This window comes from Streptomyces sp. NPDC051578, assembly GCF_044454045.1.
Taxonomy (GTDB): Bacteria; Actinomycetota; Actinomycetes; order Streptomycetales; family Streptomycetaceae; genus Streptomyces.
Genome location: NZ_JBITDH010000011.1, coordinates 117738 through 140319 on the forward strand (window position 1 = coordinate 117738; position 22582 = coordinate 140319).

General features: G+C 69.7%; 23 protein-coding genes and 2 pseudogenes. 15 read left to right on the forward strand and 10 right to left on the reverse strand.

Features of this window, described 5'->3' with window-relative positions:
- The first annotated feature begins 28 nt into the window (after nucleotides 1-28).
- Together ACIA6C_RS30220 and ACIA6C_RS30225 are read left to right on the forward strand one after the other, a co-directional pair.
- Complete coding sequence (locus ACIA6C_RS30220) at nucleotides 29-313, forward strand: hypothetical protein (protein ID WP_399280653.1); 285 nt, start codon at nucleotides 29-31, stop codon at nucleotides 311-313.
- Nucleotides 310-678: an STAS domain-containing protein gene (locus ACIA6C_RS30225; RefSeq protein ID WP_399280655.1), complete on the forward strand. Its 369-nt coding sequence runs from the start codon at nucleotides 310-312 to the stop codon at nucleotides 676-678. The genes ACIA6C_RS30220 and ACIA6C_RS30225 overlap by 4 nt, the downstream gene beginning before the upstream one ends.
- A gap of 126 nt (nucleotides 679-804) precedes the next feature.
- On the opposite strand, the gene ACIA6C_RS30230 is transcribed toward ACIA6C_RS30225, so the two are convergent.
- On the reverse strand, nucleotides 805-1899 hold the full coding sequence (locus ACIA6C_RS30230; RefSeq protein ID WP_399280657.1) for a polyprenyl synthetase family protein: 1095 nt from the start codon (nucleotides 1897-1899) through the stop codon (nucleotides 805-807).
- 214 nt (nucleotides 1900-2113) lie between these two features.
- Here ACIA6C_RS30230 and ACIA6C_RS30235 point away from each other — a divergent pair, with 214 nt between their 5' ends.
- Complete coding sequence (locus tag ACIA6C_RS30235; RefSeq protein ID WP_399280659.1) at nucleotides 2114-2401, forward strand: hypothetical protein; 288 nt, start codon at nucleotides 2114-2116, stop codon at nucleotides 2399-2401.
- Between the two features lie 177 nt (nucleotides 2402-2578).
- Here ACIA6C_RS30235 and ACIA6C_RS30240 read toward each other — a convergent pair whose 3' ends face one another.
- Nucleotides 2579-4435, reverse strand: coding sequence for a CocE/NonD family hydrolase (locus ACIA6C_RS30240; RefSeq protein WP_399280661.1), 1857 nt, complete (start codon nucleotides 4433-4435; stop codon nucleotides 2579-2581).
- A 1004-nt stretch (nucleotides 4436-5439) separates the two neighbouring features.
- On the opposite strand from ACIA6C_RS30240, the gene ACIA6C_RS30245 reads away from it, so the two are divergent.
- Nucleotides 5440-6153, forward strand: a complete 714-nt coding sequence (locus ACIA6C_RS30245) for an expansin EXLX1 family cellulose-binding protein (protein ID WP_399280663.1) — start codon at nucleotides 5440-5442, stop codon at nucleotides 6151-6153.
- A gap of 308 nt (nucleotides 6154-6461) precedes the next feature.
- Here ACIA6C_RS30245 and ACIA6C_RS30250 read toward each other — a convergent pair.
- Nucleotides 6462-6923 (reverse strand): annotated as a pseudogene (locus ACIA6C_RS30250) (dienelactone hydrolase family protein); the annotation flags it as partial.
- Between the two features lie 348 nt (nucleotides 6924-7271).
- Here ACIA6C_RS30250 and ACIA6C_RS30255 point away from each other — a divergent pair.
- Entirely contained in the window at nucleotides 7272-8165 is an 894-nt protein-coding gene (locus ACIA6C_RS30255) for an SDR family oxidoreductase (RefSeq protein WP_399280665.1), read from the forward strand.
- 288 nt (nucleotides 8166-8453) lie between these two features.
- Here the strand turns inward: ACIA6C_RS30255 and ACIA6C_RS30260 are convergent, their stop codons facing one another.
- Nucleotides 8454-8615, reverse strand: a complete 162-nt coding sequence (locus tag ACIA6C_RS30260; RefSeq protein ID WP_037792689.1) for a hypothetical protein — start codon at nucleotides 8613-8615, stop codon at nucleotides 8454-8456.
- Between the two features lie 378 nt (nucleotides 8616-8993).
- On the opposite strand from ACIA6C_RS30260, the gene ACIA6C_RS30265 reads away from it, so the two are divergent.
- Together ACIA6C_RS30265 and ACIA6C_RS30270 are read left to right on the forward strand one after the other, a co-directional pair.
- Complete coding sequence (locus ACIA6C_RS30265) at nucleotides 8994-9167, forward strand: CsbD family protein (RefSeq protein ID WP_399280667.1); 174 nt, start codon at nucleotides 8994-8996, stop codon at nucleotides 9165-9167.
- Between the two features lie 445 nt (nucleotides 9168-9612).
- Nucleotides 9613-10020: an ATP-binding protein gene (locus ACIA6C_RS30270; RefSeq protein ID WP_399280668.1), complete on the forward strand. Its 408-nt coding sequence runs from the start codon at nucleotides 9613-9615 to the stop codon at nucleotides 10018-10020.
- Nucleotides 10021-10355: 335 nt separating this feature from the next.
- Here ACIA6C_RS30270 and ACIA6C_RS30275 read toward each other — a convergent pair whose 3' ends face one another.
- Complete coding sequence (locus tag ACIA6C_RS30275; protein WP_399280670.1) at nucleotides 10356-10817, reverse strand: hypothetical protein; 462 nt, start codon at nucleotides 10815-10817, stop codon at nucleotides 10356-10358.
- A gap of 387 nt (nucleotides 10818-11204) precedes the next feature.
- On the opposite strand from ACIA6C_RS30275, the gene ACIA6C_RS30280 reads away from it, so the two are divergent.
- The 3 genes from ACIA6C_RS30280 (at nucleotide 11205) to ACIA6C_RS30290 (ending at nucleotide 13828) form a co-directional block, all read left to right on the forward strand.
- Complete coding sequence (locus ACIA6C_RS30280) at nucleotides 11205-11495, forward strand: YkvA family protein (protein WP_399280672.1); 291 nt, start codon at nucleotides 11205-11207, stop codon at nucleotides 11493-11495.
- A gap of 440 nt (nucleotides 11496-11935) precedes the next feature.
- Complete coding sequence (locus ACIA6C_RS30285) at nucleotides 11936-12088, forward strand: hypothetical protein (protein ID WP_399280674.1); 153 nt, start codon at nucleotides 11936-11938, stop codon at nucleotides 12086-12088.
- Nucleotides 12089-12328: 240 nt separating this feature from the next.
- Nucleotides 12329-13828 (forward strand): UDP-N-acetylmuramoyl-L-alanyl-D-glutamate--2,6-diaminopimelate ligase, encoded by a 1500-nt coding sequence (locus ACIA6C_RS30290; RefSeq protein WP_399280676.1) that lies wholly within the window; start codon nucleotides 12329-12331, stop codon nucleotides 13826-13828.
- A gap of 1081 nt (nucleotides 13829-14909) precedes the next feature.
- On the opposite strand, the gene ACIA6C_RS30295 is transcribed toward ACIA6C_RS30290, so the two are convergent.
- Nucleotides 14910-15743, reverse strand: coding sequence for a PIG-L family deacetylase (locus tag ACIA6C_RS30295; protein WP_399280678.1), 834 nt, complete (start codon nucleotides 15741-15743; stop codon nucleotides 14910-14912).
- A 432-nt stretch (nucleotides 15744-16175) separates the two neighbouring features.
- On the opposite strand from ACIA6C_RS30295, the gene ACIA6C_RS30300 reads away from it, so the two are divergent.
- The 5 genes from ACIA6C_RS30300 to ACIA6C_RS30320 all read left to right on the forward strand — a co-directional run bounded on the left by ACIA6C_RS30300 (nucleotide 16176) and on the right by ACIA6C_RS30320 (nucleotide 19522).
- Nucleotides 16176-16583: an SCO4225 family membrane protein gene (locus tag ACIA6C_RS30300; protein ID WP_399280680.1), complete on the forward strand. Its 408-nt coding sequence runs from the start codon at nucleotides 16176-16178 to the stop codon at nucleotides 16581-16583.
- Nucleotides 16584-16727: 144 nt separating this feature from the next.
- Nucleotides 16728-17249 carry a MarR family winged helix-turn-helix transcriptional regulator gene (locus ACIA6C_RS30305; protein ID WP_399280682.1) on the forward strand — a complete coding sequence of 174 codons (522 nt, stop codon included), beginning with the start codon at nucleotides 16728-16730 and terminating at the stop codon, nucleotides 17247-17249.
- A 94-nt stretch (nucleotides 17250-17343) separates the two neighbouring features.
- A complete protein-coding gene (locus tag ACIA6C_RS30310) occupies nucleotides 17344-17805 on the forward strand; it encodes a hypothetical protein (protein WP_399280684.1) in 462 nt (153 codons plus the stop codon).
- 52 nt (nucleotides 17806-17857) lie between these two features.
- Nucleotides 17858-18724: an NmrA family NAD(P)-binding protein gene (locus ACIA6C_RS30315; protein WP_399280686.1), complete on the forward strand. Its 867-nt coding sequence runs from the start codon at nucleotides 17858-17860 to the stop codon at nucleotides 18722-18724.
- A 606-nt stretch (nucleotides 18725-19330) separates the two neighbouring features.
- A complete protein-coding gene (locus tag ACIA6C_RS30320) occupies nucleotides 19331-19522 on the forward strand; it encodes a hypothetical protein (RefSeq protein ID WP_399280688.1) in 192 nt (63 codons plus the stop codon).
- Between the two features lie 460 nt (nucleotides 19523-19982).
- Here the strand turns inward: ACIA6C_RS30320 and ACIA6C_RS30325 are convergent, their stop codons facing one another.
- The 4 genes and pseudogenes from ACIA6C_RS30325 to ACIA6C_RS30340 form a co-directional block, all read right to left on the reverse strand.
- Complete coding sequence (locus ACIA6C_RS30325; protein WP_399280690.1) at nucleotides 19983-20333, reverse strand: hypothetical protein; 351 nt, start codon at nucleotides 20331-20333, stop codon at nucleotides 19983-19985.
- Between the two features lie 302 nt (nucleotides 20334-20635).
- Entirely contained in the window at nucleotides 20636-21295 is a 660-nt protein-coding gene (locus ACIA6C_RS30330) for an MSMEG_1061 family FMN-dependent PPOX-type flavoprotein (protein WP_399280692.1), read from the reverse strand.
- A gap of 42 nt (nucleotides 21296-21337) precedes the next feature.
- Nucleotides 21338-21571, reverse strand: a pseudogene (locus ACIA6C_RS30335) (hypothetical protein); the annotation flags it as partial.
- A gap of 19 nt (nucleotides 21572-21590) precedes the next feature.
- A protein-coding gene (locus tag ACIA6C_RS30340; RefSeq protein ID WP_399280702.1) for an IS5 family transposase occupies nucleotides 21591-22420 on the reverse strand; the annotation gives its coding sequence in 2 pieces (ribosomal slippage) (nucleotides 21591-22114 and nucleotides 22114-22420; 831 coding nt in all).
- Between the last annotated feature and the right edge of the window lie 162 nt (nucleotides 22421-22582).

Here is a 22582-nt window from a genome sequence, read left to right on the forward strand (position 1 = left end):
GCGGGACCGCATCGGGTTGGGAGGCGACATGGCGACGACCAAGGACGGCGTCGACCAGGACATCGATCAGAACGCTCATCCGCGGGCAGCGGATGGTCCGCGGCGGCCGTGCCGGCTACGTCATCGGGGAAGAATTCGTCCGACACCGGTTCGTCCACCGGACCGGGAAGACCCGACCGGGAAGACCGACAGTCTGCTCACCCCGGTGCGCACACTCCTCGTCGATCTGGGCACCGGACTCACGACGACGCCACGCGCCCTGCGTTTCGTACCGCTGGGCAGCGCCTCCTCACCCTCACAGGAGAACCGGTGACCAACCGCACCCTGACCACCACTCGATGTCTTCACCACGCAGGCGCCACCGTATTGGCCGTCACGGGGGAACTCGACCACCACACCGCGCCGGAGCTCACGCGCGCGATCGGGGAAACGCCCTTCGGTCCCCACGCTCCCGTGGTGTTCGACCTGAGCGGTCTCACCTACTGCGACTCGACGGGCATCACGGTGCTCATCTCCGCGTCCAACCATGCGCAGCGCACCGATGGCCGTCTGGTCTTCGTCGGTCTGAACGCCGACCTGATGCGTGTGTTCCGCATCGTCGGGCTGGACCAGATCCTCACCTTCCGGCCCACCCTCGACGATGCCATCGACGTTCTTCAGTCACCGGGCGGCCCCTGAGTGGGTGACCGGCGCAGGCGCCGCTGATGCGTCCTTCGTCGGTGCGCCGCCGCGGCAGGGGTGTCGGGCCTTCATGAGCGGTGGGCCGCGGCCGTACCGGGGCAGTGGGGGTTGGCGCGCTGGTGATCACATGATGCGTTCCACGCTCCACAGGGGCAGACGCTGGAAGAAGGTGACCGCTTCGTCTCTCCAGCGGGGGCGCCAGGTGGCAGCTTCGGCGGCTGCCAGGGCGGCGTGGTGCCGCACCTCATCCCGCAGTCTCTGCTGCACTCCGCGCCGAAGGGCGATCTCGCGGATGGCGCGGATGGTGTCCTGGTCGCAGTCGGGATCGCCGAGCGCCGCTTCCACGACGGCCCGCTCGGACGCGGTGGCCGTGTTCAGCAGGGCGCTGACGGTGTAGTTGCGACGCCCTTCACGGATGTCGCCACCGCTCGGCTCGTCCACGGACTTCGCGTTGCCGAAGAGGTCTTCGTAGTCGTTGCACATCTGCTCGGCGATCCCGACCAGGCGTGCGTAGCGGCTCAGTTCCTTCTCGAAGCGGGTCGGATCCTCGCCTGCGGCGAGCAGTCCCAGCTGCATGGTCGCCAGAGCGGAGTAGCGGCCGGACTTGTATTCGGCGACATCGTGCAGGACGTCCTCACCGGGGATGGGGGCGAAGTCCTTCTCGATGTCGGTGATCTGGCCCACGAAGGTGTCCGAGGCCGCCTTCAACTGCGTCTGGACCATGGCCTGGCGCACGGGGAGCGGGGCTTGGGAGTCGAGGAGTACCCGCAGACACAGGGCGAGCGCGAGGTCGCCTGCGAGCACGGCGAGCCCGAGAGCCGTCTTGGGCTGGTCGGGGTACCTCGCCCGGTAGGCGTAATAGGTGGAGGGGCCGCCCCGGCGGGTGGGAGAGTCGTCGATGATGTCGTCGTGGATCAATCCGTGGGTCTGCAGCAATTCGATGCTCAGCGCCGCCTCGTCCAAGCCCGCGACGGGCTCCGGGGTCACCAGGCGGGCAGCCTCGTAGAGGAACGCCACCCGCGTCCGCTTCCCGCCCCGCAGGGACAGGTCCCGCAGCAGGTCCAGGCACTCCGGCGTGAACCGGCTGAACACCGGAGCGTCGTAACTGGCGGACAGGGACCGGAAGTACTCCTCGAAGAGCTGGCCGAACCGGCGCTCGTACGCGGCGAGACGGGAGCGGATCTGTCCGCTGGGATCAGCTGTTGCCATGTCGGTCATGAGAGGGCTCTCCTGTTCGAGTACGAGGATGCAGACTCGCACAGGACACCCTTGACCGGTTCATGCGAATGGCGCGCCCCCCGAAGGCACCGGATCTCCTTCGGAGGACCAGGCCGTTGACCACGGCGTCCCGGTCGTTACGGAGGGAGGATGCGAACAGTGAGACTGCGTTCGGTATGAGGGAAAACGTTCCCCGGGCGGCCACACTGGAGCGATGAGCGAGCATCGCCCCATCCCCATCCCCATCCCCATCCCCGACCACCAGACCGGCACCGGCCGCGCACCGATCCATGCCGGCGCTTCCCCGTTCCGCCACAACCTGCGGTACGAGAACCCGGCCGGCAAGGCCTGGACCAGCCCCGAGGGGCACACCCTGCGCACTCCGTCCGGGCTCACCGTCGTGACGTGCACCTGCGGCCTCGCCACCGAGGCCCTGCCCAGCGATGACGCACGGCTCATCTACGAGGAGCACCGCAACGCGATCCGCGACGAGATGACATAGACGGACCACAGCCCGGCGCCCGGCTGCCATGCCGGCACGGGCGATACACCCACGCGCCCGGCACCAGGACGCCGCGGAGAGCCCTGCGCCTCCGTGCGGCCGAAGACCTTCTCCGGCCGCCGCCGTCATCCTCCCCGGCGCTCCAGGAGGGCGGCGGCCGTAGCCGGACGGCAGGGATCAGCCCAGGGGCAGTGCCAGACATGCGGCACTGCCGTCGGGAGAGGTGATGGTTGTGGTGCTGCCGTCCACGCTCGCGTCCGAGTAGAGCGGGTCCTTGCTGGTGATCACCAGCATCAGCCGGTGGTCCGGGGGCAAGTCGTAGCCGGCAGCCTGGAGCTTCCAGGTGGCACTGCGGTCCTGCTCGGGCGTGAGGCCGGAGAGGGTGAGGGGCTCGTGCGTGATGATGCGGGCCATGCGGTCCGGGCCGACGTCGAACAGGTAGGCCACCAGCGTCGTCGAGTCGGCTGTGCTGCGTACGGAGAGCGTGAGGTCGCAGATGCCGCGGATCCGGCGGGCGGCGCCACCCGGGCTGTCAGCCTGGATCGGGTCGCTCGTCCAGACCGCGAGATACTGCCGGTCGAACTTCTCCGTGACGTAGGTCTTGGGGGTGCCGTTCCATTCATCCTGGCCGCTCGTCATGACGGCGTCCGCCGCGATGGCCTCGGTCACCTGCCCGGCGGTGAACTCCCGCGCCCAGCCCGTTCCCGGTTCCCCGCCCAGACCGCCGTCTCCCTCTTCCGACGCGGTGGCCGTCAGGTACCAGCGCTCAGTGGAGGTGGTGAAGTCCTGCCAGGACGGGCTGGACTCGCGGGCAGCCGGTGTGACGATCTCGGTGTTTCCCGTCTGGGGGTCGGTCCGGGTCTCATACGTGAACATGATCTGGCTGGTGACCGAGGACCAGGTGGGTACTTCGTTGTCGATCCCGAGGACGTGGTGGTCCAGCCAGGCGAACGCCTCCTCGACCGGCACGTTCGGTCCGCTGAACGGGATGGTCAGACCGGCGCCTTCGGGTGCGGCGTGGTCACCGATCCACAGGTTCAGGTGCTTGGGCACGGTCAGGCCGTTGAAGTGCTCGATGACCTGGTTGGCCGCGAACAACGTCTCGTGCCACGTGTTGGAGAGGAACGTGGGGACGCCGCGGACGTTGGTCTTGTCGGCGTATGCCGACGGTGCCCGCTCCTGGCCCCACTGCACCACTTTGTCGAGGTTCCGGCCGGCCTGGAAGTCCGCCAGGATTCGCTGGGTGGCCGCGTCGAACTTCCGCTCGACCGGGCCGCCGGTGAACTTGAGCAGGGCGGTCACCGCCGCCAGGTGCCGGGTGTCGTTCTGGTAGAGACTCGCCGCCAGGTCGCCCCACGTGCTCAGAGCCACCACCGCGGCCACACGCCCCTTGGGATCGTGCGCCGCGACCAGCTGGCTGATGCCCGAACCATACGACTCGCCGAGGAAGGCGATCCGGCTCGGGTTGAAGTGCCGCTCGGCGTAGTCGATGACGGTCGAACCATCCGTCCAGTCCTTGGGCCCGGCCACGTCGAGCGTGCCGCCGGAGGTGAACGGGCCGTCCACGTACCCCTTGCCCGGCACGGCAATGGTGAGGCCGAGCCCACGCGGGGTGTAGGCCAGCACGTGGTAGCCGCGCAGCGCCAGCTTGAGGTAGGTGAACTCGAACAGGCCCCAGCCGAACGGCGTCCAGCCCGCGGGGACGATCACCACGGGACGGGGCTCGTCGGTGTTCAGCTTGATCGTGTGCGCCGACAGTCGCACCCCGTCCTCGGCAGTGATCTGGGGAAAGCCGATGCTCGCCCTCTGCTGCACCTGCTCCACCATCCGCTGGAGGTCAGGAGGCAGCACCGGCTGCTCGGCCGTGCCGTCCAGGGTGGCGATCAGCGCCTCGGCGAGGTGGGTGGCGGCCGGGTCGAGCGACGTGGGTGAGGTGTAGATGCCGTGCTGGGCGACCCGGCTCAGCTGCGCTGCGGTGAAGGTGCTGACCCCGTCGTTGTGCGGGTGGCTCACGATGCCCGTCCTCTCGCTCACGCCGACCGAGCCTGCGGCACCGCCCGGCATATGCCATATGCCGGGGACTCCGGCATTTCCTAGATCCTTTCCTTCGCCGCAGCACAGTGGATAGGGCGTGCGGAAGCACCCCCACCACTCACCGAGCGCCATTCGTGCGCCCCTTGTCGTCACACGCCCCCGCGGCCGGTCCTGCGACCACGGGTGTGCCGCAAGAGTGTGTGGGCGGCTGCGAGCCAGATCCTGGACCGCAACTCGTTCCCCACGAGCCCGGCGGACGAGTATCACTGCCTGGAGTGACAGGGCCTCGCGGCGCGAAGCCATCGTCTGGTGCGGGCAGCCGTTCGCGGCGCCGGGCCGGGCACGTACGTCGGCACGCTGCCAACCCCGGCCGAGGTCGAGTGGGCACGAGCACGCGACGGAGAAGAGCCGGTGCCCCGACCGGCACGACACCCCTCCAGGGCAACCGTCCGCCAACACTTCGGCCGCCCACCGGTGCAATCCCGTGCGAGGGCCGCGCCGGGCACCGCTCGGGCCAGACCGGTTCCGCCGGGCCTACCGCTCGGCGCGTCCGCGAACGGCCCCGAGCGGGCAATGAGCATCGCGAGCACCAGGGCGCGCAGCGGCGGCGGCGACCCGGCGCTGCCGTCCGACTGGCTATGTGGTGGTACCGACCCGACCGAAATGGGCGGCAACCTTCTCACCGGCTGCGGCCACTGAATGGTGAACCACCGGCACGCTCCTACGAGGGGATGAACATGCAAGAGACACGCCAGGCCGCGCGGCAGCGCCGGCGCAGGGGCAGACGCGGGCGGATGGTGGGCGCCATCACGGGGCTGCTCGTCGCGGGGCTTCTCCTCTGTCTGGCCATGACGATGCAACCGGACGGTAAGGCGGGTGGGGGGCGGGCCACGGCCGTCGTCGACGCCCAAGAGGGTCGGCCGCCGACATCGCCGGGAGAGAAGTTCTTTTCAGCTTCCCCTTCGGCCCCCTCCGCGCCCCTGTCGGCCTCCGCGAGGCCCCCGATGCCGGCCGGCGCCACGTCCCCGACTGCTGCCCCGAGCACGTCGGCGGCGCCGCCCGCGCCGGCATCCCCGCACGGGACCCCCGCCACGGCACCCCTGGCCGGGCGGATTCGGCCCAAGACCACCTACCAGGGAGTCGCCACCGCCTACAAGGCGGGAGTCGGGGACGGTGCCTGCTCCTACGGCCCGAGCGACGACATGATGATCGCGGCGATGAACACCGTCGACTACCAGACGTCCAAGGCCTGCGGGGCGCACGTGGTCGTCCGCGCGGCGAATGGCGCCTCCGTCACGGTCCGGATCACCAACGAGTGCCCCCTGCCGTGCGGGGCCGGCCAACTCGACTTGAGCGAGCAGGCCTTCGCCGAACTGGCTCCCCTCTCGACCGGCCGGATCGCGATCACCTGGAGCCTGGTCAGTCCCGACACGGCGGGCGCGATATCGATCCGCTACAAGAACGGCTCCAGCCCCTACTGGTGCGGCATTCAGGCCATCGGCCACCGCAACCCGCTGGCACGGCTGGAAGTCCGGACCGGCGATGGCTGGCGCCAACTGGCCCGCACCGGGTACAACTACTTCCTCTCCCCCGACGGCAGCGGATGTGGCGGCGCCATCAGGATCACCGACATCTACGGCGAACGACTGACCATCGAAGGGATCGCTCTGCGGCCGGAAGCGGTGCAACCGACACAGGTCCAATTCACACCGCACTGATCTTCCGCACCATGCCGGCCCTCGACCGAGGCGGACGGGCCCGGCAGCGGCAATACGAGACCGGCCTCCGGTCAGCGGGAGACCGGCGGTGGAATCAGGTTCTTTCCGACGACGCGCGGCGGGGGTGGAAAATCACCCCGCCCCACTCCGCGGTGCAACCTGCGTCCAAGCCTCGGTCACCTGGCGGTCGACCACCGTTTCGACCGCACAACTGCCCGAATGCGGGTCTGCTGTGAAGGCTTGAGGGGAGCAGACCTCAGTGCGCGACGCGACGCCGACGAGGCCTGGCACCAGCAGGTGTCCCTGGGTCATACCCCCCGGTCCTCCGCCACGGGCAGGCGTTCGGCAAGCAGGTCGACGACGTCACGCCAGGCTCGCTGCGCGTGCTGTGGGTGATAGCCCACCCCGGGGACCGTGGCGTGGTCGACCGGCGGGTGGTGGAAGGCGTGCAAGGCTCCGCCGTAGACCGTGAGGCGCCAGTCGACGCCCGCGGCCTGCATCTCAGCGGTAAACGCGTTGCGTTGCGCGGGCGGCATGATCGGGTCTTCCGACCCGACCCCTGCCCACACCGGGCAGCGAATGCGCGCCGCCTCGCCCGGTCGGCCCGTGGTCAGTGCGTTGACTGTCCCGATCGCGCGCAGGTCGACGCCTCCGCGCCCGAGTTCCAGCCCGACGGCGCCCCCGGTTCCGTAGCCGACGGTGGCGATCCGGTCGGGGTCGGTCCGGGGCTCGGTGCGCAACACGTCGAGCGCCGCACGGCCGATCCCCCGCCCGCAATCGCCCCCGACACACCTCGTTCGCCGCCCCTCGGAGGCCACGGCACCTCGGATCGGATCCGCGTCACTGGCGGCCCGAGCTGCGGCAGGCCCGTTGCCGGTGCTCGGATGCGGCGCCGCTGCACCACAGGACGCAGGGCCCGCAGTGGGGGCTGGGGAGGCATGAGCGGCCGGGGCGACCTCCGAGCACGGTGGTGCCGACTCCGCCGAGGGGCCGGTGGCCCAGGCCCGTAGCAACTGCCGTGGCGAGCTGAGTGATATCACCTCGTTTGTGGTCGTATGGGAGGCAAGGGCTTCGGCCGCTGCCGGGCGGGCGTACCGCGTTCCACCAGGGAGGTCTCCATGAGCCGGGAGCATGTTCTGCGGGGCCGGACAGCGGTGGTCACCGGCGCTGCGCGCGGGCTGGGCGCCGGCCTGACCCGTGAGCTGGCCGAGCGCGGCATGCGCATCGCGCTTCTCGGGCGGGAGCGCGAACGCCTGGAGCAGGTCGCCCGGACCCTGCCGGTCGAGACGTACTGCCACGCGGTCGACGTCACCGACGACGCGGCTATGGAACGCGCCGCCCGGGCGGTCACGGACGCCCTGGGCGTACCGTCCGTCGTGATCGCCAATGCGGGGATCGCCGAGGGCGGCCCCTTCGCCACCTCGGACGCGGCCTCGTGGAGGCGCGTCATCGAGGTCAACCTGATCGGCAGCGCCGCCACTGCCCGTTCCTTTCTCCCGGGGCTGTTGTCGACACGCGGATACTTCCTGCAGATCGCCTCCACCGCCGCGTTCGGCTCAGCGCCCCTGATGAGCGCCTACTGCGCTTCGAAAGCCGGGGCTGAGTCGTTCGCGCAGTCCCTGCGCGCCGAGATGGCCCACCGGCGCGTGGGCGTGGGGATCGCGTACGTGCACTGGACGGACACCGACATGATCCGCGATGCCGACCAGCACACGGTGCTGAGGGAACTGCGGGCCCACATGCCGCCGGGCGCCCGCCGGACCTACCCGGTGGCCCGGGTGGCGGCCTGGGTCGCCCACGCCGTGGACCGCAGATCCGCGACCGTGTACGCGCCGCCGCGACTGCGCCTGGTCCAGCCCCTGCGGCCCGTTCTGCCCCTCGCCGTGACCGCGGTCTCCCGCTGGGCGCTGCCGCGCCTGGCCGAGTACGGCCCGGTGGAGCCGACGGGCCTGCTGGGCGCCGGCGGACAGGCCGACCGGCACGGGATCGGGCACACGCCGGAAGAGCCCTGACCGCACCGTCGACGCACTTGCCGGTCACGCACGGGCGGGGGGTGAGCAGGCAGGGGCCATGTTGCGGCTCGGGGCCGGCCGGGACGGCCGTCGATCGTTGGAGGTGAGCAGGTTCCCTGCTGCGTCACGGCGACCGTCCCGGCTGCTGCCCGGATACCCGGAAATACTCGTTTCCACCCCTTACCGGGAGGTATCTGGGCCAAGACGACGTGACGGTGGCCTGCCGCCCCCTCCGAAGGGGACGGCAGGCCACCGTCATCCAGCATCACGCTGCGTTGTGCCGAGCGGCTACCAGCGATACCAGCGGCCGCTACCTCCCTTGGGACGGGCGACGAAACCGATCAGCCACAGCACCAGCACGGCGATGGCGACCCACCAAAGGATCTTCACCGCGAAACCGGCACCGAAGAGGATCAGGGCGAGCAGAAGAACGAGAAGCAGGGGAACCATAGTTATCAACCTCCGAAGCACCGTGTGCCCTGCCATCCCCCAACCATGCAGCTGATTTTTATGTGTTTCTTATGCCGGTTGGCGGGCAGGAGAACGCGCTCGTGTTTCCGGAGCGATACGCCCCAAGGCCCCGTCCACGGCCCTCTCCCTTGGCCTCAGTTCGCCGCTAGGGCGCAGGCCACGCCGCATAGCGGGGCGTTCGCCTCCCTGCTTCACGCCCGGGCAGCCCTGATGACCGCATGGTTCCTCGGGGGTACGACTGCCGAGCCGTGCGACCCAAGACGCTGACGCAAACGGGCTGCGTCGTGGGGGTTGGGACCGACGGTCGTGAGGAGAAGAGCGGTCACGACCAATCCGGTACTTCACGAGGAGGTCCCCATGTCGGGCACGGAGAAGAGCAAGGCGCACGCCGAGAAGCTCAAGGGCAAGGCCAAGGAAACCGTCGGACGCGCCGTCGGCAACGACCGTATGACCGCCGAGGGCCGCGCCGACCAGGCCAAGACCAGCGCCCGCCAGGCCAAGGAAGACACCAAGGACGCCTTCCGCCACTGACCACCTCACCATGAGACCGCTGTGCACCAGCGGGCCCCGACCCTCTCCCCCAGGGTCGGGGCCCGGTCATGTCCCGGTACCCGGCCCCGGCGCGGCGACGGCCGCCACAGCGAAGGGGGCGCCGCCGTTGACGGATGGCCGTTGCCCTCACCCCAGTCAGCGGCCGGCTATTGCATCAGGTGGGGCGAGGATGCGGTGACGGCGTCCGTGGACCGCCAGAACACAGCGATCTTGGGCATGCACACATCCGGGTGGTCGAACGGGCACCACAGCGCCTGGAGCAGGTCCGCCTGGCTGGGCGGCCCGCCGGCAGACCCAGTCCCTGACCGCTGCGGCGACGGCTGAGCCCGCTGAGGGGAAGGCCTTCGCTTGAGTGAATTGTCTCCGGGTAGACGGGTCACCGACGAACGTTGCTTCCTGGAGGTCCGGTCGAGAGGGGTGCCACATGCTGGGGCAGTTGCAGTCCGCCGAAAGCGTCGACGTGAGGACGGTGTACAGCTGCCGTCCCCTGTATGCCGCCCAGGCGCGGGAGACTGCCGGAGCCTTCCTCTCGTGTCTCAGTCCGCCCCCGCCGTCGGGCACCGCACAGGACGTGATGCTGGTGGTCTCCGAGCTCGTCACCAACGCAATCCGTCACGCAGGTAGGGTTACCGCGGTACGCCTTACGGCCAGCCCTTTCACGCTGCAGGTCGATGTCCTGGACCCGAGTCCCGCCTTTCCACAGAACCGGCTGCCCGACCTGACCGGGCGAGATGGCGGATTCGGTTGGCCTATGGTCCAGCGGATCGCCCGCTCTGTGGCTGTGCGGCGCAGCCCGCAGGGCAAGGTCGTCCGGGTCACCCTCAGTCGTTGACGGCCGACGGATCCGGCCTGCCCTCGGCATCACTGCTTGCGGCTCCGCGGCGGTGGTTCATCCGGCCTGATTGCGGATGACAGTCGGTCCTCGCCCCCTGGCTTGCCGGCTACGTTCCCGGTGGTGGACGTCGATCTGGATCCACCGTTCCCGAGTGCACCCGGCCTGCGGGCTGTAGACCTTCGGCGCGCCCGGCTCCGTCGCCCGGTTCGGTCGCACGTGGCGTGAACGACGCCGGCACCGGCCGGGGCCGCCGTCGGCCCGGGGAATCCGGCGAGTTGCATGCGGGTGATCACGCCGCCGTGGGTGGCGAGGCCGCGCCGCTTGGACGGTTGTCAGTCCTTGAGCTTGTACATGCAGGGCTCGGGCGACTTGCCGTCCTGATTGTCAGCGACCAGCTTGCCATCGACCTTGATCGTGCACGGTGCCGCCTTGAGCATCCCGTCCGAGGCTTTGACGGAGCCGGGCACCACCGACACCGTGACGCCGACCTTGAGCTCGGCTCCCTCCAGCTGTATGGACTCCGTCTTCGTCCAGGGCAGCGTCACCTGCTCGAAGTGGTTGGTGTTCCCGATCCACATGACCTTGGACGCGCCCGTGCCGCCCACCTCGAAGACCACCTGGTGCGGAACGCCCTTCATACCCGAAGACGAACCCTTCGCGCCGCTGCTCGCCGACGCACTCGGCGAAGCGCCACCCGTCTTGGCCGGGCCTGCGTCCTTCTTCTCGCTCCCGCACCCGGTCAGCAGCATGGCCGCAGCGAGCAGGCTGAAGGTGAGTGTTGCCGTCTTGCGCATGTGCGTGCTTCCCCATTGCTGAACTGATCGGTACCCGTGTGCAGTAGAAGACCGTAGATCATGGCCCCGCGCGGAACGAAACCGCCCGACGTGTGCCGTGCGATCCCGCACCGCATGGTTCCTGCCGAGGTCCGGAGGCCCGCTCGAAAGCCCCGTCGGACACCCCTCCCCCGCTGTTCCGGCCCTGTCCGCCAAAGGCAGTCGAAGACGTGCTCGACGCAGGTGCGGACCGCTTGGGGACTTGGAGCGCGAGCATGGGTCCGCGGAGGCCGACTGCGCGTTGTCCGCGGACATGGCTCATCAGACGCAGCGAGTTGGCACACCATCAGATTCGGGCCCCATGGTCGGCCGCGGTACGCAGTCGCTCGATCCGGGTATACGGCGGCAATGGACGGAAAGGTCTGGCTCACGCTGGCCGCGGTCGTCGCGGCCGGGCTCGCGCTCTACGCGGCCGTACTGCTCGTACGAGTCTTCAAGGCGCGGCGCCTACTGCTCGACGCCGGGATCCCGCTGCGCGACAAGGCCCTGTTCTGGGTCGCCGTGCTCTACACGATCTCGCCGGTGGATTTGATCCCGGATCCGGTGTACCTGGACGACATCGGCGTCCTGCTGCTGGCGCTGCGCTCGCTCCAGGCGGCGGCGGCCCGGCTGCCAGCGCCCAAGAACACCCCCTCGTGAGTGCGGGTCACCAGATACCCGGGACCTCGATCGGGCGATGATACGAGGGCCGACCGCCCCGCCGAGACGCCCTGCTGCTCTTGCCTCCGGTGCCGGCCCTGGCGCGCGCGGAAAGAGAAGGGTGTCGACGGTCTCCTGGGCAGTGCCGATCACGGCTATGACGCCAGTGGAGAAGCGGCTGTCGATCTCCTGCCTGTCCTCCAGGACCAACCGCTCCGTCCGGGTCAGTGGTGGAGGCGGTCGTGTCCGTTGCACCCAGCGGAGGTGGTCCTCGTCGGAATCGTCCTGGACAGGCCTCATCACGGGATCGAGTCGCCGTCGTTCGGGAAGATCGTGAGGGGCGCCGCGGCGCGAGGGTGCCGGTGGTGGAGCGGCGCGGCCGCTTCTCCGGGAGCCCCGGCGTGGCGCCCGGGGAGCCCTGGTGCCCGTACACTCGGGCCATGAACCGCACACGCGTCACGGAGGAGTGCCCGCCGCAGGCCGCTCCCGCCGCCTGTGCGGCCCGCGCGGAGCGGGCGGGCGTCAGCTCTCGAACAGCCGTCGACGGCAAGGCCCCCGCGGGCGGCCGCGGTGCCCTGCACGGCCACGGCTAGCGCTTCACGCCGCCGGTCCCCCGCCGCCCCACCTCCCCCGGTCCCTCCCGTACTTCTGCCCGGGACGGCTCCACCCACCTCCGGCCGCCCGGCCTGACCACCACGCCCCGGCCGTCCCGGTCCCGTCGCCCCGCGGCGACCCCGAGCCCCCACCGCATCACCGCAGTACCGGCGATCCGTCGGTGCTGCCGCCAGGCGCGGGCCCCCTGTCGGGCCGCCGCCGCTCCCGAAGGGACCACCGTGAAGTTGAGCGGGTTGTTGACCGGCCACGAGCACCACGTCATCTACGGGGACGCCGCCTCGACGCGGATCACCGCGGGCACCACCTTCGACGTCGAACGGGTCGTGCCGGGCTCGCTCTTCATCGCCGTCCCCGGCCACCACGGGGGCGGCCCCGCCACGGTCGGCGCGGCGCTCGCGCGCGGAGCGGTCGCAGTGATCGTCGACGCGGCGGGAGCGGCTTCCGTACCCCCGCGACGGGACCTGCCGTCCGCGGTGTGCGTCGTACGGGTGGCCGACACCCGCAAGGCCGCCGCCGTCGCCTCCTCCCGCTATTTCGGCGAGCCGGGGCGGCAGATGGACGTGGTGGCGGTCACCGGGACCAACGGCAAGACCTCCATCTCTTACATGGTCGAGTCGCTGCTGAGGATCTCCGAGGGCGCCTCGGTGGGCGTCATCGGAACGGCCGGCAGCCGGATCGGTGACGAGGTCATCCCCATGCCTCCCTCGGTGCTGACCACTCCGGAATCGCCCGACCTCCAGTACCTCCTGGGCCGCATGCGCGACCGGGCTACGGGCACCGTGGTGCTGGAGGCAACCTCCATGGCGCTGCACACGTACCGGATGGACCGCACGTTCGTCGACGTCGGCGTCTTCACCAACCTGACCCAGGACCATCTGGACGACCACGGCTCGATGGACCGCTACACGGACGCCAAACTCCGTCTGTTCCAAGGGCTTTGCCGGCATGCGGTGGTCAACGTGGACGACGCTGTCGGGACCAGGATCCGGGCGATGATGCCGGACGCGGTGACCACGTACGGACTTGACGCGGAGGCCGACTTCCGCGCCGCGGACCTGGTCGCGGACGCCTCCGGTACGCGGTTCACCCTGCACCACGCGGGCACGGCGTACCCCGCGGCGGTCCCGGTCCCGGGGCGGTTCTCCGTGTCCAACGCGCTGGCGGCCGTGGCAGCCTGCCGGGTCCTGGGCCACGACCTGGACGGACTGGTCGCCGCGCTCGCGCAGATGCCGCCCGTACCGGGTCGGTTCGAGCGCTTCGTAACCCCCACCGGCACGTCGGTGATCGTGGACTACGCGCACTCGCCCGACTCCCTCGACAAGGTCCTCACGGCCATCCGGGGCTTCGCCCGCGGCCGTGTCATCACCGTATTCGGCTGCGGCGGCGACCGGGACACCACCAAGCGCGCCGAGATGGGCCGGATCGCCGGAACCCACTCCGACCTGTGCGTGCTGACGTCGGACAATCCCCGCACCGAGGACCCCGAAATGATCCTTGACCAGATCGCACAGGGCATCGCGGGCACGAGGAGCCCCTACGAACGCTCCGCCGACCGGCGCAGGGCCATCGGGCTGGCGCTCGCCGCCGCGCGGCCCGACGACATCGTCCTGATCGCCGGAAAGGGCAGCGAAGCGCACCAGATCGTGGGGGAGGAACTGCTCCCCTTCAGCGACATGGCGACCGTGCGCGACCTCGCCGGGGCCGGCCCGGCGTCCTGACCAACGGACATTCCCGGATACGGGGGTACGTCTGCCCCGGGTAGGGGGCGCCAGTCAGTGAGCCTTTCAGCTTCGCCACCTCAGGGTGACGTCGTGGCCCTCGCTTGAGTCCCGGAAGCTTCTCGGCTGGCCCGCCGGGCACAGTGGGTTGTCTGTGGAAAGTCGCGGGCGGTCACTTCACTGAGGGGCCGACCCTGCGCTTCGGGGCGGAAAGACGGGTTCACGCCCGCCTTGCGCTCACTCACGGCTCTCATGGGTGCGGGGTCATTCGGTTTGGGCGCACTTGCAGTATTCGCAACCCAGAACGGGACCGGCGCGGCAGCGCTCACCGTGTTCGGGGGCGTCTTGCTTCTCGTCGCTCTGCTCGGCAGCCGCATCGAGAGCCTTGAGTTCGGAGGTGCCGCGCTGAGGATTCGGGCTGTCGCAGCGGAGAGGTTCGCGTTGGCGGAAGAGTCCGAGCGGCGCGGAGACATCGCCACCGCTCGTGAACTGCGTGCAGAGGCGAGGGCTCTGTTGGACGCTGCGGGACCACCCGCGCACGCCATTCGAGCAGTACCACGCCATGCGCCTCGCGCTGCAAATGATCGACGAACTCAACACAGAGCAGGCCAGGAGGTTGGCCGAAGCAGTCGAGGCACAGAGGGGTATTCGCTTCAGAAGAGACTCGGATCACGTGCGGCTTCGCGAGGACATCCTCCAGAGAGTGCGTGGGCGTCGGCCGGAGGGGTGACACAGAGCTGTGGGCCAATCGGCACTGGCACAGGACCGGGCCCTTTCCACCGCGTCTGTCAGAGACACGGACCGGCAGGGCCCGGAGCCCGGAGACACCACGCCAAGACGCCCAGCGCCGACTACCTCGGAGACACTCGCACCTCGGCGAACCACATTCGGAGGTCACTCGATCAGGGTGGCTCCCAAAATCACCGCCTCACTGTCACGGCAGATTCTTCTGCGCATCGGGGTGAGGCGCCCCCACCGGTTGAACCGGTGCGGTGGTAGGGGCGCGGCGTCGCCGTGTTCAGGTACCGACGCTTCGACACCGCCGTCCGCGGGCTGCCGGAGCGGGACACGGACGGGTGGATCAGCGCAGCCCGGCGAAGAGGTCGTTCTCGGGCACGGGCGCGCCGGTGGGGTCCTGGACGCGTACGAAGGTCTCCATGCCCATCAACTGGCCGAACCTCTCCTTGCCCATCCTGAGGAAGAAGATGTTCTCGCCCTGACTGGCGTGCGCGGCCAACGCGTCGAACTTCTGACCACTGAACGCGGTGGTGTCCACCCATGTGGTGATCTCATCGTCGGGAAGACCGAGGTCGGCCAGCGCGGCGGCTTCGGCCGGATCAGGCTCCGGCATGTCCGCTTGGAACTCACGCATGACCTCGCCGAACCGCTGCATCGCCGAGCGGGGCACCGTGGTCCAGTACACCTTCGGTGTCAGCGAGGTCATCTCCAGTGCCGCCATCGTGATGCGGTGGGCCTGGATGTGGTCGGGGTGGCCGTAGAAGCCGTTCTCGTCATAGGTGACGACCACATCGGGCCGGTAATGCCGCATGAGTTCAGCGAGTCTGGCCGCGCCTTCCTGCACGGGGGTCTGCCAGAACGATCCGGTGGCGTCGTTGCTCGGCCAGCCCGCCATCCCGGAGTCGGCATAGTCCAGCATCTCCAGGTCGCTGACCTTCAGGACGGCGCAGCTCGCTTCGAGTTCTCGTCGGCGCATTTCGGCGACCGCCGCGGGGTCGTGCCCCGGGTCGCCCGGCTTGACGCCTCCCGCGCCGTCTCCGCAACCACCGTCGGTGCACGTCACCAAGACCGTGCGGACGCCTTCTGCCGCGTAGCGCGCGAGGATCCCTCCCGTTCCGGTGGCCTCGTCATCGGGGTGGGCGTGTACTGCCATGAGCGTCAAGGGCCGGCCAGTCATAGAACAGTCCTCCTGCAAGGAAAAGGCATACGTCTTGCTCCGGGCGCGCGCGCTTGGCGCGAGCCCGGGTTCCGGATCCTGATGGCACGCACGACCTTATGGTCCTTCGAGTTCCCTGTGCGCCGCCGGTCCCTCGTACGGTGCAACCGTGCGGCCGGACCGGGTGTTCCCGGCACGACCGTCCGGCCTGCCAGACGTCGGCGCACGACACGAACCAGGCACGGCGCGACCTTGTTCGGTTTCAGGTCGAGCCTGCCCCGGTGGGTGGCGACTGTCCGCTCGGAGATGGGGGGCGGCAGGTACGTGGCGTAGGTTGGCCACCGACCTGGACAGGTACATCTGGTATCCGACCTCCGGCCGGGGGGTGTGCGCACGCACTGCGCGTACCCCCGTTTCTCTGCAAGCACCGAACCCTCACGGCTGGGAGCCACCATGAAGATGCTCGAAACGACGGGACTGGCCTGGCGTGAGCCGGTCTCGCGCGTGTACCTGGCCATACTCGCGGTGTGTGCTCTGTGGGCGGTGACCGGTGGCATCGGCCTGGGCGAGGAATGGCGGCTACCGCGCATCTTCGCGGTGATCCTTACGATGCCCTGGATCCTGCTCGTCCACCTCTTCCTCGTGGTCACCCAGATCGACTCGTTGCTGCTCGGCTACAGCTTCTACTTCGAGTCCCCGGCCTGGCTGTTCGAGCCCTTCTTCATCGCCTACTGCCTTGCCGCGGGGTTGCTCAACGCCCATCTCCTCGGCCGCTGGACGCGTTCCTCGAAGCGGTCCTGGCCGGTGCCGGTGGGCGCCGTGGGCTTCTTCGCGGCGGCCTTCGCGATCTGGCGACTCTGACACTGAGGCAGCAGGGTTGGCGGGGGCAGATCGCCGGGCCCGGGCATGGTCCGGCCCTTTCCTGGTCGTGCGGCTGCGCCCCAAGGGGTTGTCGGGCTGAGGTGTGCCTTGACCATCGAATAGTTAGCTGCCATATTACTTCCTATGAGTGACGAGGACGCGATGGCCGGTGCCGTACCCACGCTCGATCAGGCACGGAAGCAGATCTCACGGTACGGGCTTGACGCCGATCCTCAGGCGGTACTCGTCGCCGTGCGCCTGATGGCGGCCGGGGCGCGCCTGGACCGGGCGTCAGAAGTGCACTTCTCGCGTTCCGGGCTGTCGACGGGGCGCTACCGCCTGCTGGTGGACCTGGAGGACAGCGACGGAGAGAAGTCGCCGTCGCACCTCGCGAGGAGCCTCGGCGTCTCGCGCGCTACCGTGACCGGCCTTGTCAGCGGGCTGGAGCGCGAGGGCCTGGTGGCCCGCCGCGCCTCCGCGGAGGATGGGCGGGGCGCGGTGGTCGTACTCACTGCGCGCGGCGCCGAGCGGCTGCGCGACATGGCCGCGGACCACTTCGCGCGACTTGAGGCGCTGGTCGACGGATTGAGCGTCGACGAGCGAGGGCTGTTCCTGGACCTCCTGGAGCGGATCACCCGGCGGATCGGCGCACTGACCGCCGACTAGCACTCCCCCCTCTCGGCAAGAAGCAGTCGACTTGGCTGAGCGGGGCTCACTCACACCCTAATAGTTAGCTTCCTAATTACTGTCGAGGAGACGTATGAGCCCTCCCCATAGAACCTCTTCCTCCCGTTCTGCCACGCGCCCGTTCGTCCTTTGGCAGGAAGTCGCGGTCGCCTACCTGGCCCCCGCTCTCACCGCCGGGCTCGGCGGGTTCCTCACCGGGCAGCCCGAACTCACCATGGCCGCCCTCACCTCCATCGGGGCCACCTCCGCCCTCGTGGCCTGTGTCGTCGGCGCGTGGCTGCACCAACGTGGCCGGCCTCGGCGCTGGACGACCTCGGCGCCGCGACTGGCTCTCGCCACCGCACTCGCCGTTGCGGCGGCCGCAGTCGCCGGACTGCTCGGGTGGTTCGCATCCCAGTGGCTGCCGTCGCACACACAGGTGCCCGACGCCAAATGGCTGGAGCGGCTGCGGAGCGACCTGCCGCTCTCGGCGGCGCTGGCCGCCGCCATCGTCACCTGGCGGTGGCACGGCGCGGCCTCCCGGCAGCAGACCTGAGCGCGCCCTTCCCCACCAGTTCGCCAGACTTCTCGACCGTGAAAGGCTCACCGTGATCACCATCATGGGCGCGACCGGCGCCACCGGCGGCGCGCTGCTCCGCCGGCTGGCCGGACTCGACGTCCCCTGCCGGGCCATCAGCCGTACTCCCGGCACCCTGCGCGCCGCCATCGGCGCCAGCACCTCGGTCGAGGTCGTCGGCGCGGACGCCGCAGATCCCCGCACGCTCCGCGACGCCCTCAAGGGATCCGCACAGCTGTTCCTCGCCATGGCCAACAGCCCGCGTCAAGCCGAGCTGGAGACCAACGCCATAGACGCCGCGGCCGCGTGCGGGGTACAGCACGTAGTCAAACTCTCCGCCCCGGCGGCCGAGCCCGCCTCACCGGTTGCCATCTCACGAGGACACTGGCGGGTCGAGGAACACCTGGCGGCAACCGACATGACGGCTACGTTGCTCCGACCGTACGCCTTCATGCACAAGCTGCTCCTGAACGCCCCGGCCGTCGCCCAAGGCGTGCTCATAGGGGCGATGCGCGAGGCGCCCTGCAACTACATCGACGTCCGGGACATCGCCGACGTGGCCGCCGAGACCCTTCTCGTACCCGGCCTCGCCGGCGCCGAGTACACCCTGACCGGTCCGCAGGCTTACAGCCACTCCGAACTCGCCCGCCTGCTCGGCGAGCTGACCGGCCGCCCCGTCCGCCACATCGACCTCTCACCGGACGAGTTCCACAGCCATCTGTTGACGACCGCACACATGCCACCCTGGCTCGCCGACCACGTCGTAGAGATCCAGCTACTGGCCATCGACCGAACGGAATCCCCCAACGACACCATCGAAACCGTCCTCGGCCGCCCCGCCCGGACGCTCCACGACTTCCTCCGCGAGCACGTGCACGCGTTCACCGCCACCACCTGACCGACAGCCCGGCTCTCCGGCCGACCGGAGGGCCGGGCGGCTGTCAGTTCTCCATTCCGAAGTAGCGGCTGAGGTAGTCGATGATCTCGGCGCTGTGGGGAAGCAGTTCGGGCAACTGGGCCGCCAAGGTTCGCGGGTGGTGGCGGCGAGCGCGGCGGCGCTGGTGGCGGCGGGCGGACGTACGGTTCGAGGCGCCTGATCAGCTCGTAGTTGCTGTCGATGTTCTCGGCGCGCATCGCCATCTCCAGTGGCGGTGCCCTGGGCGGCGGGACGGGCGCCAGTACCCGGCTGACGTAGGTGACGCGGTGCAGGATCCGCCAGCACGGGGGTTTCGCCGGACTCTGGCGGGTCTGCCGCAGTGCGGCGGCGTCGGGGGCGTCGCTGCCCGACAGCCAAAGCGGGTCGACCACCTTGTGGTAGAAGTCGTCGAAGTTGGCGCTGTTCTCGCCGAGGTAGAAGGTGAGGAAGCGGTAGGCGTCCACCTTGCCCGGCACCAGGACCGGCTTGCCCGGCGCGTCATAGACCGGCTTGCCGTCCTTGTCGCGGCGTTGCAGGTCCCCCGAGAGTGCGCACTGGACGTCCATGCCGCAGGAGCGGGAGGCGTCCTTGCCCTTGGCCCGGGTGGTACTGAAACCACCGCCCCGGGAGGCGTCGAAGTGGGCCGACCAGCCGAGGCCGAGGGCGCCGAAGGTCAGGTCCATCGACCCGCCGAACATGTTGCCGAAGGTGTACGAGCCGGAGGTGGTCTCGCTGACCGCGTCGGTGGCTTCGGTGGTCTCCGCGAAGAAGCCGCCCTGAGCGGTCCAGACGTAGGTGTTGACCAGGTCCCGGTGCGAGAAGCCGGAGGCGGCGGCGCTGCCGTCGGTGCGCGCCCGGTGGCGTCGTTGTGGGCGAACAGCTGCCAGCGCTGCACGCCGCTGATCGCGGTCGGTACGAGCACCGCGGCGAACCGGCCCTGGGCCAGGTTCCGGACGAACGACAGCTCCTGGGTCGACTCGCAGAACGGGCGCCCCTCCATGTCCTCGATGCCGAGGCTGTCCTTGGCGGACTCGGGGCGGGTGGCGTGCCGGAGGTGCCGCTGGTGCGCAACACCCTGCTGTGCGGCCCCGCTGAGCACGTAGTCGCGGCGGGACGCGTCCCCCGAGCAGCCGCCACCGGTCAGCTTGAACAGCGCGTCGGGGTGCGCCTCGTCGATCGACTGCCGCAGGGACCACCACGTACGCGCCGTCGGATATCACGTGGAACGGGGCGTCCGCGGTCAGCCGCGCGGTGGTGGACAGGAAGGGGTCGGTCTCGCCGGCGGTCGGCCGTTCGGCGGCGGCCGCCTCGACCCCGCCCCGCTTGACGGTCGGCATCGCCGTCGCACCGACGACGGCGTACCCCACCTCGGCCAGTTCCCGGGGTAGAGCAGCTCGGCCGGGTTCTCGCTCCAGTACGCGGCGTCCGCGTCGCCCTTGGCCGGCGGTCCGGACAGGTCCAGCACGGAGTAGACGACCCGGCGGGACGCGTCCATCGCGAACGCGATGGCCGTGCCCTGGTGCCGCGCCATGGTCACGTGCCGGTACGACCGGTCCCCGTAGACCTTGAGCAGGGATTCCTGAGGTGCCACTGTTCCCCTCCCACGAGCATGGACGCCGGGTCTCCGGTTCCTCCGGTGGTCCGGAGCGGCGCTGGACTCTCGGTGCACCCCTCGGGATGCGCCGGTCAGCTGACATGGGGGGCTTCGGTGGAGAGCCGTAGCGAAATCACTTCATGAGCACATGACCTGATACTGCATCAGATGGCTGGGTTTAGCCCTCCACGCCGGGTGTGGGACCACTGCCCCGCCGACCGGGCCCCGGGGCCCTGGCAGGGCTATGACCCGGACGGCACGAGCGGCGGCCTGGTGGTTCAGCAGCGCTGGTCGGCCGGTTACTCGTACCGGTACTTGAGCGAATCCGCCTCCGCCTGCTCGATGTCGGCGATCGTCAGCTCCGGCATCCGCAGCTGGGCCAACGTCACCTCGGCCGAGGTGGGCTGGGCGTCCGCCGGTAGCCACTGCTCCGGCTTCCAGGCACCGCTGCGCAGGAGCGACTTGGGGCAGTGCGGGTAAACCTCCTCGATCCCCAGCACCAGCGCACTGGCCGGCGGCTTGCCCACGGCAGTCAGCCGAGACAGCAGCTCCGGGCGGGTGGAGACGCAGGCCCGGCCGTTCACCCTCAGCGTCGTGGTACGCCCCGGGATGACGAACAGCAGCCCGGCCCGACCGGTGGCCACAACGTTCTGCAGGGTGTCCAGACGCTTGTTGCCCGTCGCGTCCGGTATCGCCACCGTCCGTGCGTCCAGGACGGTGACGAACCCGGCGGGGCCACCGCGCGGGGACACATCGCAGTTGCCGTCGGCGTCCGCGCTGGCGATCAGGACCAGCGGTGAGCAGCTGATCAACTGCCGTGCGTGATCCGTCAGTTCGGTCATCTGCTTGCGTACAGCCGCGTCACTGGGGAGTGCGTAGGCCAGGCGCAACGCGTCCTGGTCGGGCACGGCGTCGAGGCGGAGCGCGTCGAAGGCACTGCCGGCAAGGGAAGTCGTCATGCCCCGACTCTAAAGGGGGCCGAACTGCTGTCTTACGACGTGTCAGCCGGCGCGGGATGCGATCTGGCGACGGGCGGCCCCCCAGACGTCCTCGAATTCCACGGAGGTGAGCTGTTCGGCGTCGTAGCCATCCCATTCCGAGACGGCCGGCTCGGCTGTGGTCCCGAACCTGCTGTCGCACTCGCCGAGGGAGGCAGCTGCGATCGGGGTCAGCTCAGGCCCTTCGAGTTCGACCTGCCGGGTCACCCAGCCTTCGGCGTCGACCTCGAAGTAGAATTAGGTTCTGTCTCTTTGGTCAGCGTCGTGCCCAGATGAGGATGGCGGCGAGGTGGAGTGCGGCCTGGTAGGCGATGGCGAGTTTGTCTGTTCGTGTGGCCAGGCCGCGCCACTGCTTGAGGCGGTTGATGCACCGCTCGACGGTGTTGCGCTGCTTGTATGCCTCCGCGTCGAAGCCGGGTGGGCGCCCGCCTTGGCGGCCTCGCCGCAGGCGGTGGCCAATCTGGTCCGATGGCTGCGGGATGACCGCGCGGATCTGCCTACGGCGCAAGTGGCCGCGGATCGCGCGGGATGAGTAGGCACGGTCGGCCAGGACCATGGTGGGGCGGGTTCGGGGGCGGCCCGGGCCGGTTCTGGGCACCCGGATGCGGGCCATGACCGTCTCGAAGGCGGGCGCGTCACCGGCCTGACCTGCTGTGACGGCCAGACCCAGGGGCCGTGCAAAGCCGTCGGCGACCACGTGGATCTTCGTGCTCAGCCCGCCGCGGGAGCGTCCGAGTGCGTGATCGGCCGGCTCGTTGCGGTCTGCCGCCCCCTTTTGAGTGCTCCAGCAGCGTGCTGGTGAGCCCTGACGACGGTGGAGTCGACCGAGACGGTCCAACCGATGTCGTCGACGGCGTCAGCGGCCGCGAGGACGGCGGTGAGGATCTGCTCCCACGTGCCGTCGACGGCCCACCTGATCAGCCTTTTGTGGGCGGTCTGGTACGAGCCGAGCTCGTCGGGGAGGTCCCGCCAGGGCGAATTGGTGCGGTACTTCCACGCGATGGCCTCGAGGGTGCGGCGGTGGTCGGCCCACGGTCGTCCGCGGACCGGATCGGCCGGCATCAGCGGCTCGATCCGGTCCCACATCGCATCAGTGATCACTAATCGGACAGGCACATCCGATCAACTGATGAGCCCACCAAAGAGACACGCTCTAGTCACCGTCCTCGCCGCCCAAGTCACCTCGCTGCTGGCTGCGAGCGCCGGCCCCGACGGCGATCCGGAGGCCCTGTTCGACACGATGATCCG

Excerpts from the sequence above, each read along its gene's own strand:
- ACIA6C_RS30255 (WP_399280665.1), top strand. The coding sequence starts at position 7,272 with ATGAGCCGGGAGCATGTTCTGCGGGGCCGGACAGCGGTGGTCACCGGC.
- ACIA6C_RS30220 (WP_399280653.1), top strand. The coding sequence starts at position 29 with ATGGCGACGACCAAGGACGGCGTCGACCAGGACATCGATCAGAACGCT.
- ACIA6C_RS30305 (WP_399280682.1), top strand. The coding sequence starts at position 16,728 with ATGAGTGACGAGGACGCGATGGCCGGTGCCGTACCCACGCTCGATCAG.
- ACIA6C_RS30245 (WP_399280663.1), top strand. The coding sequence starts at position 5,440 with ATGCCGGCCGGCGCCACGTCCCCGACTGCTGCCCCGAGCACGTCGGCG.
- ACIA6C_RS30280 (WP_399280672.1), top strand. The coding sequence starts at position 11,205 with ATGGACGGAAAGGTCTGGCTCACGCTGGCCGCGGTCGTCGCGGCCGGG.
- ACIA6C_RS30260 (WP_037792689.1), bottom strand. The coding sequence starts at position 8,615 with ATGGTTCCCCTGCTTCTCGTTCTTCTGCTCGCCCTGATCCTCTTCGGT.
- ACIA6C_RS30265 (WP_399280667.1), top strand. The coding sequence starts at position 8,994 with ATGTCGGGCACGGAGAAGAGCAAGGCGCACGCCGAGAAGCTCAAGGGC.
- ACIA6C_RS30285 (WP_399280674.1), top strand. The coding sequence starts at position 11,936 with ATGAACCGCACACGCGTCACGGAGGAGTGCCCGCCGCAGGCCGCTCCC.
- ACIA6C_RS30300 (WP_399280680.1), top strand. The coding sequence starts at position 16,176 with ATGAAGATGCTCGAAACGACGGGACTGGCCTGGCGTGAGCCGGTCTCG.
- ACIA6C_RS30235 (WP_399280659.1), top strand. The coding sequence starts at position 2,114 with ATGAGCGAGCATCGCCCCATCCCCATCCCCATCCCCATCCCCGACCAC.
- ACIA6C_RS30295 (WP_399280678.1), bottom strand. The coding sequence starts at position 15,743 with ATGACTGGCCGGCCCTTGACGCTCATGGCAGTACACGCCCACCCCGAT.
- ACIA6C_RS30310 (WP_399280684.1), top strand. The coding sequence starts at position 17,344 with ATGAGCCCTCCCCATAGAACCTCTTCCTCCCGTTCTGCCACGCGCCCG.
- ACIA6C_RS30275 (WP_399280670.1), bottom strand. The coding sequence starts at position 10,817 with ATGCGCAAGACGGCAACACTCACCTTCAGCCTGCTCGCTGCGGCCATG.
- ACIA6C_RS30230 (WP_399280657.1), bottom strand. The coding sequence starts at position 1,899 with ATGACCGACATGGCAACAGCTGATCCCAGCGGACAGATCCGCTCCCGT.
- ACIA6C_RS30330 (WP_399280692.1), bottom strand. The coding sequence starts at position 21,295 with ATGACGACTTCCCTTGCCGGCAGTGCCTTCGACGCGCTCCGCCTCGAC.
- ACIA6C_RS30270 (WP_399280668.1), top strand. The coding sequence starts at position 9,613 with ATGCTGGGGCAGTTGCAGTCCGCCGAAAGCGTCGACGTGAGGACGGTG.